The following is a 15091-nucleotide window of genomic DNA, read 5'->3' as shown; positions in this document are numbered from 1 at the left end:
GAGTTGAAGCAACTACCTTTATGCACGTTCGTTCATTATATCAAACAACGAGCACCACAGGGATTATTTAACATCAATTAGGACATTGACTGAGACTGACACCGGTGTCATAATGTCGTAATATTAATTTTGTATAAATATTGGCAGCAATTAAATAACACTTTGTTTATATAATGTGTTCTCACTGCCTTAAAGTCTATATTTGTGTATAAACATAAATATGTAAAAACGAATATAACCGTCAACCTGCTTACTCAGTAAGCCCACAGGAGAATTTGATGCTTAGACGCACAAAAATAGTCGCTACCCTTGGACCTGCAACCGATCGTGATAACAACCTAGAAAAAATAATCCGTGCTGGTGCTAACGTAGTGCGTTTGAACTTCTCACATGGCGTAGCACAAGACCATAAAGACCGCGCACAAGCTGTTCGTGATATCGCAAATAACTTAGGCAAGCACGTTGCTATCTTGGCTGATTTGCAAGGACCTAAAATTCGTGTTTCTACATTTAAAGAAGGCAAAGTAACTTTAGATGTTGGCGCTAAGTTTATACTTGATGCACAAATGGAAAAAGGCGAAGGCGACATTAGTGCGGTAGGTATTGATTATAAAGAATTACCACAAGATGTTTCTCCTGGTGACCTACTTTTATTAAATGATGGCTTAATTCAATTAACAGTACAGAGTGTTGAGGGTCATCTTGTTCATACTACCGTTACAGTAGGTGGTGTTCTATCGAATAATAAAGGGATTAACCGTTTAGGTGGTGGTTTAACAGCCCCAGCATTCACAGAAAAAGATAAAGAAGATTTAATCACAGCTGCTGAAATCGATGTTGATTATATTGCTGTATCATTCCCGCGTAGTGGCGATGACATGCGCTATGTGCGCTCACTTGCAGAAGCTGCAGGTTCTAAGGCGCAATTACTCGCTAAAATTGAACGTGCTGAAGCCGTTGAAACTGTTGAGGCAATTGATGACATCGTGCTTGCATCAGATTCAGTTATGGTTGCCCGTGGTGATTTAGGTGTTGAAATAGGTGATGCAGCTTTAATGGGAAAACAAAAACTCATTATAAGCCGTGCCCGCTCTCTTAATCGTACTGTTGTTACCGCTACACAAATGATGGAATCGATGATCGATAACCCTATGCCAACGCGAGCAGAAGTTATGGATGTTGCAAACGCTGTTCTAGATGGTACAGATGCTGTGATGTTGTCAGCAGAAACTGCTGCGGGTGATTACCCTGAAGAAACCGTTGCTACAATGGCGCGTGTTTGTCTTGGGGCAGAATCACAAAAAGAAACCCATGTTTCTAAGCACCGCTTAGATAGCCGCTTTTCTTCAAACGCTGAATCAATTGCCTTGTCTGCAATGTATGCAGCGAATCACTTAGATTCAATCAAAGCCATCGTAACGCTTACTGAATCAGGTAGTACTGCTAAGTTAATGTCACGTATTAGTTCAGGTTTACCTATTTTCTCTCTTTCACGTCATGCAAGTACTCTAGGTCAAACAGCGCTCTATCGCGGTGTTTACCCTGTTTTCTTTGACTCAACACAATGTGAAAAAGACAATATGGTTAAAGATGCACTTGGTACGCTTGTTGCTGCCGGTTCACTCAGTTCAGGCGATACTGTAATCATTACTCACGGTGATGCAATGGAAACTATCGGCGCAACCAACACAATGAAAATTGTAACTGTTGCCTAATAATATTGCTAAACTTAAAACGCGAGCATAATGGCTCGCGTTTTTAATTGGTAGCTTGTTATATGCCCTACATTTGACTTAACTCGCCAGTGCAGCTTTGACTTTATCTCGATAGCTACGGCTTACCTTTAGTTCTTGACCATTGTCTAGAACTAGTAAATATTCACCACTGACTTGTGTTACAAGCTTACTTATTTGTTTTGTATTCACAATCGCACTTCTGTGTACTCTGACAAATAATTTAGGGTCTAATTCTTGCTCGAGCTCTTTCATTGTTTTACGTAAAATATGAGTTTGGCCATCTTGGCAATGCAAACACATATAATCACCAGCGGCATCAACCCACTGAATTGTCGCAACAGGCACTCTGATAATTTCACCCTGCTCTTTTACCGCTAGAGATTCGGGGTAACGTTTATCTGATAAAGTATCGCCAGTGGCTAACTTCTTTAAAATCTCTTCACAATTATTTCCTGTAATACCTGCTACAAAACTAGCTAATTTCTTTTTATGGGCGTTGTCTTGTTGAGTTTTTAAATAAGTATGCACTTTTTCTACCGCCTGTTTTAGTCTGTTGTCATCGACTGGTTTAAGAATATAATCTAAAGCATGTATTTCAAACGCTTTGACCGCGAACTGATCAAACGCCGTTACGAATACAATAGCGGGTAATGCTCTAACACTTTCACTTAGTGCACGTGCCACCTCAAAACCGTTCATTCCTGGCATTTGAATATCTAAAAAAACTAAATCTATCTGCTCTGCATGACAAGCATCTATAGCCTCTTGACCTGAATTACACAGTTTTATAACCTCAATCTCATCGAACTCTTCCAACCTTACTGCTAAGCCTCTACGTGCTAAAGGTTCGTCATCGACAATTAGGGTTTTAATCTTGCTCATTTTTTCATAGCCTTCTCAAATGGAACGCGCAAATTAACTTTTAATCCACTTGGCGTATTATGTGACAATACAAACGAATAGTTGTTTTCATACAAAGTTTTTAAACGATCTTTAGTATTCGCAATACCTACACCTTGTGCATTGACTAGTTGACCATTGAGTAACTCAGTACCCGGGCCATTATCGCCTACTTCCAATAATAGTTCATTAGCAAATACTTGTGCTTTTATGTCAATCTGGCCACCTTCTGCTAGATGAGCAATTGCGTATTTAATCGCATTTTCAATGATGGGTTGTAAGATTAAACTCGGTACCAGTGCATTTTTTGCTTCATCACTAACCTCAACATTTACTTTCAAACGTTCATCAAATCGCACTCGTTCAATTTCTAGGTATAACATTAACGCATGTAGTTCTTGCTCTAATGGCACTTTTTTTATTGGATCAGTATTAAGCGTATACCTTAGAAAGTCACTTAGTTTTGACACCATCAAATTAGCATCTTTGTTTTCTTTAACCAAAACTAAGGTCGAAATTGCATTAAGCGTATTAAATAAAAAGTGAGGGTTAAGCTGATAGCGCAGCATTTTAAGCTGTGCTTCATGAGCCATTGTGGTGGCTTTTAGTGCTTTTTGGCGTTCGCTTTGAAGTAGCTGGTAATACTTAATACCAAAATACAGGCCGCTCCAACATAAAATTATATATACCGAATCAAGCCCTTGTTGAAAATAATAAAACCATTCATTAGGTCTATAACCATGGCGGTATATTTCCCACAAGTTAAACTTTTGCACCACAGCCCATAATGTTCCGGTAACATACGAAGCACTAAAAACCACTAACATAAGAATCCAAGGAGATGCATTCCATGCTTTTCGATACATATAACGAAGTGGCACCGTCATTAAACATCCGGCATAAGCGTTAAGCACAATGACAAATACGTAAATATCACGCATTTCGAAGACTTTTGAGCCAATGTAATTTACGAGAGCGTAACCTATCCAACCTGCAACTTGTAGGACCCAGAAGAAGCGTTGGCGGTCATCGACTAGAGATTGCCAATTCAAAATATATTTTTACCTCATTTATTTGTAATTATTATATCGGCTTAGTAGAAGTTAAATCACTACTTCCTATCTTGCTTTTTAAGAGGCTTACCGCAAAATTTTATTTTTTCCACAAAAAAAGGAGCCTAAGGCTCCTTTTCAATACTTATATGTAAAAGCTTAAGCTGCCGCTAGGCCTTCTTTTGCTTTTTCAACAAGCGCTGCGAATGCAACTTGGTCATAAACAGCGATATCTGCAAGGATCTTACGATCGATTTCTACAGATGTCTTTTTAAGACCATTGATAAAACGGCTGTAAGACAGACCATTTTGACGTGATGCAGCATTGATACGTGCAATCCATAATTGACGGAATGTACGTTTCTTAGCACGACGGTCACGGTAAGCGTATTGACCCGCTTTAGTAACAGCCTGGAAAGCTACGCGGTAAACACGTGAACGTGCTCCGTAGTAACCTTTTGCTTGTTTTAAAACTTTTTTGTGACGTGCACGTGCGACAACGCCGCGTTTAACTCTTGCCATTTCTAAAAACCCCTATTAAGCGAATGGTAACATACGTGAAACTAGACCATGGTCATTCTTATGAACCATCATCTTAGGACGTAGGTGTAACTTACGCTTAGAAGTTTTCTTAGTCAGAATGTGACGAAGATGCGCTTGTTTACGCTTGAAACCGCCAGAAGCAGTTTTCTTGAAACGCTTAGCTGCGCCTCTGTGACTTTTTAGCTTATAAGCCATTGCAATAACTCCAAATGTATTGCTTTAAAATTAGTAAGCAGGCGTGAGATATATTGCTATAGCTCCACTTTTAGGCCTAACTTACTGCCATATTCCGGTGAAAACTCAACATAAATGCTGCAGTTTTACTTTAAAACCGGTTAACTCAGGTGAATATTCGCATATTACTTGCAGACCTGAGCTAAATTCGGTGCGTATTCTAGCTCGTTTATTACTTTTTAGCAATAGGAGACATCATCATAACCATCTGACGTCCCTCAACACGATTTGGGAAAGACTCAACTTGTGCAAGTTCTTCTAAATCAGCTTTAATACGGTTTAGTAGTTCAATACCAATTTCTTGGTGCGCCATTTCACGGCCACGGAAACGAATAGTGATTTTAGCTTTATCACCCGCTTCTAAGAACTTACGTAAGTTACGAAGCTTAACCTGATAGTCACCTTCATCCGTACCTGGACGGAATTTGATTTCTTTTATCTGGATTTGCTTTTGCTTCTTCTTCTGCTCTTTTAGTTCTTTGCTTTTTTCAAAGATGAACTTACCGTAGTCCATGACCTTACACACAGGCGGCTCAGCATTTGGGCTGATCTCTACTAGATCAACACCTGCTTCATCAGCCATAGCTTGCGCATCTCTTAATGTTTGAATGCCAGCTTGCTCGCCTTCAATGTCGATTAAACGAACTTCTTTAGCTGTAATTTCATCGTTGATACGATTTTTTTGAGCTGTTTGTTGCCCTTTCTTGCCGCCTCTAATGGTACGTTCCTCCAAGAATATCAAATAATAAGTGTGCAGTTAGCAGTTGTGTTAATGCCCTGCACACCAGATTTTTATTGTCGATTTTTAATTTCTTCGCTAATTTTAGCGACGAAGTCATCAACACTAAATTTGCCCAGGTCTTCACCTGTGCGAGTACGTACTGCCACTTCCTGTTGCTCAACTTCTTTGTCGCCAACAACAAGTAAGTAAGGAATACGTTTTAATGTATGTTCTCGGATTTTAAAGCCAATCTTCTCATTTCTCAAGTCAGCAGCGGCTCTAATTCCAAGTTTATTTAATTTTTGTACAATTTCGTGCACATAATCCGCTTGTTTATCGGTGATATTCATAATCACCACTTGCTTAGGCGCAAGCCACGTCGGGAATAAACCGGCATACTCTTCGGTCAAAATACCGATAAAACGTTCAATTGAACCAAGTATAGCACGGTGAATCATTACTGGTGTACGACGCTCGTTGTTTTCAGCAACATACGTAGCACCTAAACGACCCGGTAAAGCAAAATCTAGTTGCACTGTACCACACTGCCACGCTCTGTCTAAGCAATCGTACAAAGTAAATTCAATTTTAGGACCGTAGAAGGCACCTTCACCCGGTAAATAATCAAATTCGATGTTATTTGCTTTAAGTGCGTCGGCCAATGCTTGCTCGGCTTTATCCCAAACATCGTCTTCGCCGATACGCTTTTCAGGGCGTGTAGAAAGCTTAACAACTATTTTTTCAAAACCGAAAGTCTCGTATGTGTCGTAAACCATTTTAATACATGATGATACTTCATCCATCACTTGGTCTTCTGTACAGAAAACGTGAGCATCATCTTGGGTAAACCCACGAACACGCATTAATCCGTGTAAAGCACCTGAAGGTTCATTACGGTGACAACAGCCAAACTCTGCCATACGAAGTGGTAAATCGCGGTAAGATTTTAAACCTTGATTAAAAATCTGTACGTGACCTGGGCAATTCATTGGCTTGATTGCATACTCACGCTTTTCAGACTCAGTGGTAAACATTGCATCTGAATATTTATCCCAGTGACCCGATTTTTCCCACAACGAACGGTCCATCATCATTGGACCTTTCACTTCTTCGTATTGGTACTCACGTAGTTTTTCACGAACAAACTCTTCAAGTTCACGGTAAATGCTCCAACCATCGTTGTGCCAAAATACCATGCCTGGCGCTTCTTCTTGCCAGTGCCATAAATCAAGCGCTTTACCAATACGGCGGTGGTCGCGTTTTTCAGCTTCTTCTAAGCGTTTTAAGTACGCTTTAAGTTGCTTTTTATCGCCCCAAGCGGTGCCATAAATACGTTGCAGCATTTTGTTTTCTGAATCACCACGCCAATAAGCACCCGCTACTTTCATAATTTTGAAGTGTTGGCAGAACTTCATATTTGGTACGTGAGGACCACGGCACATATCAACGTATTCTTCATGATGATACAGACCTGGACGGTCATCTTTAGCGATGTTCTCGTCTAAGATCTCAATCTTGTATGATTCGCCACGCGCTTCAAATGCATCGCGCGCTTCTTGCCAGCTGACGGTTTTTTTCACTACGTCGTAGTTTGTTTTTGCAAGTTGTAACATACGCTTTTCAATGGCATCTAAGTCTTCTTGACTCAGTGAGTGTTCCATATCGATATCGTAATAAAATCCGTTATCAATAGTTGGACCTATAGCCATTTTTGCTTCAGGGAACAGTTGTTTAACAGCATGACCGATTAAGTGAGCACATGAGTGACGAATGATCTCTAACCCATCATCATCTTTCGCGGTGATAATTTCTAAGCGTGAATCTTCAGAAATTAAATCGCATGCATCAACACTGTCTCCATTAACACGGCCAGCAATGGTCGCTTTTGCAAGACCAGGGCCGATATCGTTGGCTACATCAAGAGTACTAACTGGGTTTTCAAAACTACGCTGACTGCCGTCAGGGAGGGTAATAACTGGCATTATAAATCCTTTGTACAGTGGTGACGCCTACAATGCATCACATGTATTTAATAAATTAAAAAAAATAACTCCACAACGCTTTTACGAATAAGCATTGTTATGGTTAACCATTTACGGTTAATGCACCTGTTGAGTCTTGCTAAGTGCGGCTATATTGTCGCGCCTGAAACAGTGAAATACAAGTATTTACAACCACAAATTGACAAATAAGCGCTTCATTTCATACTTAAGCTAATTTCAGCTGTGAGAAACAATTATGTCCGTGAGTAAATCATTCAGATTCGCCAGCCTAAACTTACTTAATTACGCAGCTCCACCTTTTTCATTTTATCAATTACATGAGCGTTATAACGCGACACAATGGCAGAAAAAACAAACATTCATTGAAGACTTTTTAATCCAAAGCCGTGCTGACGTTGTTGCCTTTCAAGAAGTGTTTAGCATCAAATCATTGCAAACTCTGTGTAAAGAACAAGGCTATGACTACTTTGAAACTGTGACAACACCAAAAAGTGACAATCTTTACCCACAAGTATTATTTAACCCAGTCGTTGCTATTGCCTCAAAAATACCTATTCATGATGCGCAAGCACTCAGTCCATGCCCAGAATTATTAGAGTACCTAAATAACCAAAATGAGTTTAAGTTTAATCGCACACCTATAAAATGTCGTTTGGAACTGGATGGTTTGGGGGCAGTATATTTTTACGTAGTTCATTTTAAATCTCAACGCGTTCACTCAATGTCGCACATGCTTAATATTCATAACCAAGAAGATCCATTACTAGTATTACTACAACAGACCGTTGGCATGATGCAATCTCAAATTTCACGCTCGTTGGAAGCATCCATTGTTTATTACGATGCTTTAAAAACACAACGTGAAAACAATTGTGCAACAGTCGTGATGGGCGACTTTAATGATAATCTCCAAAGCCCAGCACTGGCATTTATGACGCAAGGGTTTCACCCTACCCGCTGTGAACCGTGTAAAGAATTTTCGCAGCCAGTTGTGGGATTAAGTGATGCTTTTTCACTTAGCACACAATATCAAAAAGGAATAAGCAAACCTGCTAGTCACTACTATAAAGGGCGCGCGAATGTATTAGATTACATTTTAGTGTCAGGTCACTTCAATGCTGACTGTGAACTTGGCAAAATTAAATCTTTAGACTACCTAAACTTTAACGCTCACTTAAATTCTGAACAACATGATGAAGACATCTGTAGCAGCGATCATGGTGGAATTGGAATCGAAATCGGTTTTTAAAATCCACTGCTTTTAATATTATTAATTGATATACTGTCAATAAATTAGCAAGTAAGAGAGTTAGCAATGAGAACGTGCGGTGTTGAAATTACAGGTAGTGATGTATTACTGTGTATTTTAAGCAAAGATAATGATGTATTTGATATACGTGATGTACGCCAAACTCGGTTCACACTGGGTAATGGTAACGACACTGAAGTAATGCGTAAATTTCAATTTGATTTTGCAAAATTAATGCAAGATTACCAAATTGATTCCGTTGCTATCCGTGAGCGCCAACCAAAAGGAAAATTCGCTGGTAGTGCTAAAGGGTTTAAAATGGAAACAGCCATCCAGCTAATTGAAAATTTAGATGTTCAAATACTAAGCCCTACACTAATTAAAGAGCAATTAAAGCGTAACCCTGTTCCTATCGATTTTGAAGAAACAGGTCTAAAAAAGTATCAAGAAACCGCTTTTATTAACGCATATGTATACATAATGCGAAAAACCTACCGCCACGACGAGGCGTAATTAACGATAGCAACTGCTATTTTATTAATTAGTTAAAAACGCGAGAGCAACTCACTTTAAGTGTTACATGTTCCTCGCGTTTTTTATTTTCCGCTAAATTAAATTAAGACATTGGTCTTACCTCACTTTCTTTTGTCGACAATTTGTGCTTTTCTAACATTGTATACTCTCACAACAATGACACGGAGCACATATATGCAAGCTACTCACTACGCTAGTCAAACAGATAAAATACATGGCAATAAAATTCCTCTTGAGAAAAGCTATTTTAAAGGCGCTACATCTTGCTCTTTAATCAACCAGACAATTGGTAGTTACTTTGACGCTATTGTCGACAATAACCCGGATCACCCCGCTATTGTCGTTAGTCATCAAAATATTCGCCTCACGTATAAACAATATCAGCAACAAATTAATCAATTGGCTATGGGATTACTTGCGTTAGGTGTAAAACCTGGGGATAGAGTTGGGATTTGGTCGCCGAATAACCTTGAGTGGTCTTTAACTCAATTTGCAACCGCAAAAATTGGTGCCATTATGGTATGTATAAATCCTGCATTTAGACCTAGCGAATTACAATATGCACTTAATACAGTCGAGTGCTCAACACTTATTACTGCGTCCAACTTTAAAGCAAGCAATTACTTTGCAATGCTTAACGAATTAATCCCAGAACTTGCAACCACAGAGTCTGGAAACATTTGCAGTGAGAAGCTACCCCATTTAAAAAACATAATACGCATTGGTAACGAGTCAAGCCCTGGCATGTTCAGCTTTAGCGATGTAATAGCGATGCCTACAGAGAAACACCAAAGCAAACTCGCTGAGATAGCCGCAACCTTAAATGCAGACCAAGATATCAATATACAATTTACCTCTGGCACTACAGGCAACCCTAAAGGCGCAACACTTACTCATAAAAACATTCTTAACAATGGTTTTTTAATGGCTCAAGCAATGAAGCTAACCAAAGACGACAAACTTTGTATCCCAGTCCCCTTATATCATTGCTTTGGGATGGTGCTAGGTAATTTAGTATGTATTAGTCAAGGCGCGACGGCCGTTTTTCCGAGTGACTCGTTTGACCCCAAAATAACTCTGGATATAGTTGAAAAAGAGCGTTGTACCGCCCTACATGGTGTGCCGACCATGTTTATCGCAGAGCTTGAACATAAAGATTTTGCTAAATATGACCTATCTAGTTTACGTACTGGCGTTATGGCTGGCTCTACATGTCCTGAACAAGTCATGCGTAAAGTGCACACATTAATGCATATGAAAGAAGTAGTGATTGGTTACGGTCAAACAGAGTGCAGCCCAATTAATAATGTAACAGAAACGGACTCCCCGATAGAAAAACAAGTCAGTACTGTTGGCCGTGCCTTAGCGCATACTGAAGTTAAAATTATTGATGAAGTCGGTAATCTACAAAAAATCGGCCTTCCCGGTGAAGTATGTAGCCGAGGTGCAGGCATAATGCGCTGCTATTGGAATGATCCTGAAAAAACAGCTGCCACTATTGATAATGACGGTTGGCTTCATTCGGGTGACTTAGGTGTTATGGATAATGAGGGATTTGTATCCATTGTTGGCCGTATTAAAGACATGATCATCCGTGGCGGTGAAAATATTTCTCCACGAGAAATCGAAGAAGTGTTGTATACCTACCCTGGTGTTCAAGATGCTGCCATCTTTGGCATAACAGATGAAAAGTATGGAGAAGAAGTGTGTGCTTGGATACAGCCAAGTGAAGGTGCTGTACTTAATGAAGATGCAATTAGGTTGTTTTTAAAAGACAAACTCGCCTACTTCAAAATCCCCAAACATATTCGTTTTGTTGATGAGTATCCAATGACGGTCACTGGGAAACTACAAAAATTTAAAATGCGTGAGCAAATGCAAGATGAAATTAAAGAAACGGCATTTGCCTAGTTAGCGCAAAGCATCAAATCTAATCTCCCAAAGGTTAGATTTGAGGCTACAACCTTGCTATCGATTGGCACTAAAAGTAAATCGCATTGTCCCAGTTTATTATCTACACCTTTTGTAGTGATTTTGGCTAACACCATTGGTAAAAGTTTTTGCTTCAATACAACGAAAGTCTAATGAACTGGCTAAAGCGCCAAATAAAGAGAGCCCACCACCTAATAAAATGGGGATAGTGGTAATGACCATTTCATCAATTAGATCTTCATTTAGAAAACTTTGGATTGTTAACCCCCCATCGATATAAAGGTTTTTATACCCTTGTTTATTTATCGCTTGTTCAATACTTTTGATGTCGTCATTAACTAAAAAAACTTTGCCGCTCAGTTTTTTCGGTAGCGCCTTAAGCGTACGACTTAAAACAAATACAGGTTTATCGTATGGCCAATCTATATCCATTGCGGCTATAAGTTCCATGGTATTTTTCCCCATCACTAATGCATCTATACTATCAACATGAGCTTGGTAACCCATATCCATACTTTCAGGTGCTGGGTCGACTTCTAACCAATCTAGTTCGTTATTTTTTCCCGCAATGTAACCATCAAGACTTGTCGCTATAAACACTTTATTAGTCATATTTTTCCCTGAAACTGACTTTGCTGCATAAAGATAAAACTACCTAAAATTAACGATGATGTTTAATATAAATAACAACAGGCAGCCCAATAAATTTAATTTAATTCCTAAAATGTACTTATTCAGACTCCCTTTTGCCATACGCGATCTCACTCTGCGAATATAACTTTGACGGTCACCCAATACTAACAACATTCCCCCTAATGTAAGCGCGTAAAAAATCCCCCCATATACTAAAGGGGCACCCTTGAATGCCTTAGCCATAGGAGTAAGTAACGTATAGTCATATATTAAAATAATAAACAAAACTTGAATAAACAACACCATTATCAATAAGGTGCTCGCTTTAAAACTTGTAGCTTGGTTCTTTTTATCTACCTTTTTCATCCATTGAGCACAAGAAAAATGCACTGTACAAATAAAAGCGCGCATCACAATCCTTTATAATTAATTTCAAGTGTTAGGGGATAAGCCACCTCCCTTTAAAACCTAAAAAGTTACAGGCGCAACTGGTTATCTCACAAAATAAATACAGCAGTTATAGTAAACTAAATCCCAAACATGATTTGCTTCTTGTTGTAACAGTTTAAAACAACTAGGTAATACACTTGCGTTGTATTTCTGCAAACTTGGTTTACACGTGTTATACAACGCCTTGAGCAATCATTGCCGCTGCCACACGTTTAAACCCCGCGATATTAGCACCTGTGGCTAAATCATTTTCACAGCCATATTCATTGGCAGTATCACTGACTGTGGTAAATATATGCGTCATTACGTTTTGCAGCTTTTCATCAACGTCAGATTTAGGCCAGCTTTGCATACTCGCGTTTTGTGCCATTTCGAATTGACTTACCGCCACCCCACCTGCATTCGCAGCCTTGCCTGGGCCAAAATACGTGTTGCTTTGTTTAAAGTGGTTGATTGCATCGGCAGAGCAAGGCATGTTGGCGCCTTCACAAACTAACATACAGCCATTGTTGGTTAAAGCTTGGGCATCAGCGTGGGATAATTCATTTTGAGTTGCACATGGTACTGCAATATCGCACTCGTAGCGCCATACAGCGTGTCCATCTGCTGGGTAATCATCAACCGAAGTAAATGACGCTCCTGAAAATGCATCAAGGTAACTATAAAGCGACTTACCTTGAGCTTTAAGAGATTCAATATAACCAACATCTAGACCCTCGGGAGCATAAATACAGCCTTTAGAATCACTGCAACTAAGTACTTTAGCGCCCATGGTATCGAGTTTTTTCATTAAATGAATTGCCACATTGCCAGCCCCCGACACCAACACACATTTATCTTTAACAGTGTCATTTTTAGCTTGGAGCATGTTTTCAATAAAATAAGCGATACCCATGCCTGTTGACTCATTACGTAATTCAGAGCCGTTCATTGTTAAGCTTTTGCCAGTAATAACTCCTTCAAAGCGATTAGTTAATCGTTTATATTGGCCAAAAAGATAGCCTATTTCTTTTGCACCAACCCCAATATCACCCGCAGGCACATCAGTAGTTGGGCCTAAATGACGACTCATTTCAGTCATAAACGATTGGCAAAAGCGCATAATCTCACTATCACTTTTTCCTTTAGGATCAAAATCAGCGCCCCCTTTGGCACCACCTAACGGCAAACCTGTTAAAGCATTTTTAAGTGTTTGTTCAAATCCCAAAAACTTAACTACGCTGGCGTTTACAGTGGGGTGAAATCTCAAACCTCCTTTAAAAGGCCCTAAGGCTGAGTTAAATTCAATACGATACCCACGATTAACATGAACTTGACCATTATCATCCTGCCAAGGTACCCGAAACATGATTTGCCTCTGCGGTTCGAGTAAATTTTCCATCACAGCGTGCTGCTGATATGCCTTATCTTCATTGAAAACCGATGTTAAAGATACAAGCACTTCTTCTACTGCTTGAATGAACTCATCCTCGCCTGAGTTTTTATCTTTTAATTTAGTTAATATCCGATCCAGATACTGCATCGTAAATCCTAATTTAATAAATACTTATATAATTTATAGTGCAAAAAACAATAATCGATCACCTATACAGTGGGTCTTTGGTTTTTCATACCACTGTAAAGTATTACTCAATCGCAGTTTTCATATCGTAAAAAATGGGACACACAAAAAGAAATAAAAAAAGAAATAAAAGGAAAGAAATAAAAGGAAAGAAATAAAAGGGACAGGCGCATATTTTCTTTTGTCTGGTGCATTTATATCTTTATAAATGACAAAATCAACGAAACCATCTTCATCGAAGGAGAAAATCCAGCGCTCTGAAAATGTTTCAACTTCAACATCAACGCACCCGATATGTTCAGGATAATCTATGCGAAGTGGAAATTTTTCTTTTCTCATTTGAGCTAAGAACTCGAAAAGTTTCATCGAAATCCTAAAGGCTAACGCCGCGCTCTGCGGCAAATTTGGAGCGCAGCGGAAAATTTGTCCGACAGCAGCGCTTTGTTATGCCATCTTGAGAGCCTCATCATTTTTTAGGATCTTCAAACATCATCTTACCAATCCACCAAATTGACTGCCCAACATTGGAAATCAATTGTTGCCCTTGCCTTAAATACGAATTTTCAGTGTCAATTCCGGCAAGCTCTAAGGCTTCTCCGATTTTTGAACTTGTCGGGTGTGCATCACCTACTCGCATATCATAAGCACCTACAATTGGACCGAAGACTTTACGAGCAGTATCATCTCCAACTTTCTGGGATAGTATGTCTTGCAGTAGTTTGTTTGAGCCAAGTTTATCCTTATTCGCATGTACCGATAACGCCCGCAACTCTTTGACATTAAGCCGGTCAGAGAAAACGCGCACAATTTCTTTTGCTAGCCTTAGCAATGACGCCTGATCTTTACTTTCGAATCTGGATATTTTCTTTAAGGCTTCTTTACGGTCTATATCATGTGAGAAAAGAGAAACATTAAACTCTTGCTTAAACCCATTCTCCAGCATGCTCATTACTTCGAAAAGTAACTCCTCTACTGCATGTGTGGATGCGGGTTGAGCCTTAACTTGAGAATCTAACAACTCACTGGAAACCTTGCCCTCTGGAACTGCATTATGTGCAGCCCATAAGTGCTGTTCCCATGAAGGGAGACGGGCGATGTCATAAGCATATACTGTAATGAAATCCGCTGAGTTTACTCCAAAGTGAATTCGATAACCGGACGTTGAGTGAATAGAACCTGTTTCGGCTGTATACCATTCAAGTGAGAAGCCTCGAAGCCCCAATAGCTCATTTACAATACTTGAACGAAACCATAGCCACCTTCCAACGTCTTCATTGTTTAGCTCAGATGATGCGATGCGAGTACTATCTGTTTCGACTATGAATTGAGGTAGATTTGTATCAGCGTCCCCTCTAACGCGTTTGCTAATGCCTTGGTGTTCAATCCATTCATCCCGCCAAAATTCTCCTTCCACCCGTACACCATCATAACCGGACTTGTTTCCTTCAGACTTTTCATAATCAGTATTTTCGTTTGTTTCGGGCCCCATTACAGGAGCGTCTTCCTCTTCGTCTACATCTGTATGTAGTGGTCAATAAAATTT

Annotated in this window: 14 protein-coding genes; 4 read left to right on the top strand and 10 right to left on the bottom strand. The window is 39.5% G+C overall.

The annotated features are described in order from the left end of the window. The first annotated feature begins 278 nt into the window (after nt 1–278). Nucleotides 279–1715, top strand: a complete 1437-nt coding sequence (gene pyk, locus CSC79_RS02400; RefSeq protein WP_099293616.1) for a pyruvate kinase — start codon at nt 279–281, stop codon at nt 1713–1715. Nucleotides 1716–1793: 78 nt separating this feature from the next. Here the strand turns inward: pyk and CSC79_RS02395 are convergent, their stop codons facing one another. The 6 genes from CSC79_RS02395 to thrS form a co-directional block, all read right to left on the bottom strand. After that, on the bottom strand, nt 1794–2618 hold the full coding sequence (locus tag CSC79_RS02395) for a LytTR family DNA-binding domain-containing protein (protein ID WP_099293615.1): 825 nt from the start codon (nt 2616–2618) through the stop codon (nt 1794–1796). After that, entirely contained in the window at nt 2615–3688 is a 1074-nt protein-coding gene (locus CSC79_RS02390; protein ID WP_099293614.1) for a histidine kinase, read from the bottom strand. Before CSC79_RS02390 ends, CSC79_RS02395 begins: the two co-directional genes overlap by 4 nt. A gap of 159 nt (nt 3689–3847) precedes the next feature. Further along, the gene (rplT, locus tag CSC79_RS02385) at nt 3848–4210 is read right to left on the bottom strand and encodes a 50S ribosomal protein L20 (RefSeq protein WP_004587841.1); all 363 of its coding nucleotides are present in this window, start codon (nt 4208–4210) and stop codon (nt 3848–3850) included. A gap of 15 nt (nt 4211–4225) precedes the next feature. Continuing rightward, nucleotides 4226–4426 carry a 50S ribosomal protein L35 gene (gene rpmI, locus CSC79_RS02380; RefSeq protein ID WP_004587840.1) on the bottom strand — a complete coding sequence of 67 codons (201 nt, stop codon included), beginning with the start codon at nt 4424–4426 and terminating at the stop codon, nt 4226–4228. Between the two features lie 211 nt (nt 4427–4637). Further along, complete coding sequence (gene infC, locus CSC79_RS02375) at nt 4638–5198, bottom strand: translation initiation factor IF-3 (RefSeq protein ID WP_082665370.1); 561 nt, start codon at nt 5196–5198, stop codon at nt 4638–4640. 59 nt (nt 5199–5257) lie between these two features. Further along, entirely contained in the window at nt 5258–7168 is a 1911-nt protein-coding gene (gene thrS / locus CSC79_RS02370; RefSeq protein WP_099293612.1) for a threonine--tRNA ligase, read from the bottom strand. Between the two features lie 256 nt (nt 7169–7424). Between thrS and CSC79_RS02365 the strand changes: the two genes are divergently transcribed. From CSC79_RS02365 to CSC79_RS02355, 3 genes are all read left to right on the top strand, one after another. After that, entirely contained in the window at nt 7425–8438 is a 1014-nt protein-coding gene (locus CSC79_RS02365; RefSeq protein WP_099293610.1) for an endonuclease/exonuclease/phosphatase family protein, read from the top strand. A 66-nt stretch (nt 8439–8504) separates the two neighbouring features. Next, nucleotides 8505–8951 carry a DUF3010 family protein gene (locus CSC79_RS02360; protein WP_099293608.1) on the top strand — a complete coding sequence of 149 codons (447 nt, stop codon included), beginning with the start codon at nt 8505–8507 and terminating at the stop codon, nt 8949–8951. A gap of 195 nt (nt 8952–9146) precedes the next feature. Beyond that, a complete protein-coding gene (locus CSC79_RS02355; protein ID WP_099293606.1) occupies nt 9147–10883 on the top strand; it encodes an AMP-binding protein in 1737 nt (578 codons plus the stop codon). Nucleotides 10884–10982: 99 nt separating this feature from the next. Here CSC79_RS02355 and CSC79_RS02350 read toward each other — a convergent pair whose 3' ends face one another. The 4 genes from CSC79_RS02350 to CSC79_RS02330 form a co-directional block, all read right to left on the bottom strand. Beyond that, complete coding sequence (locus CSC79_RS02350) at nt 10983–11516, bottom strand: dihydrofolate reductase family protein (RefSeq protein ID WP_099293594.1); 534 nt, start codon at nt 11514–11516, stop codon at nt 10983–10985. A gap of 643 nt (nt 11517–12159) precedes the next feature. Next, nucleotides 12160–13509 carry an NADP-specific glutamate dehydrogenase gene (gdhA, locus tag CSC79_RS02340; protein ID WP_099293590.1) on the bottom strand — a complete coding sequence of 450 codons (1350 nt, stop codon included), beginning with the start codon at nt 13507–13509 and terminating at the stop codon, nt 12160–12162. A 120-nt stretch (nt 13510–13629) separates the two neighbouring features. Beyond that, a complete protein-coding gene (locus CSC79_RS20045) occupies nt 13630–13914 on the bottom strand; it encodes a hypothetical protein (protein ID WP_180270375.1) in 285 nt (94 codons plus the stop codon). 100 nt (nt 13915–14014) lie between these two features. Beyond that, nucleotides 14015–15037, bottom strand: a complete 1023-nt coding sequence (locus CSC79_RS02330) for a hypothetical protein (protein ID WP_201796675.1) — start codon at nt 15035–15037, stop codon at nt 14015–14017. Nucleotides 15038–15091: the final 54 nt, after the last annotated feature.

Source organism: Pseudoalteromonas sp. 3D05 (assembly GCF_002723455.1).
Lineage (GTDB): Bacteria > Pseudomonadota > Gammaproteobacteria > Enterobacterales > Alteromonadaceae > Pseudoalteromonas.
The sequence above is the reverse complement of the archived record's forward strand: the minus strand, read 5'-3'. Positions and strand labels throughout refer to the sequence as shown.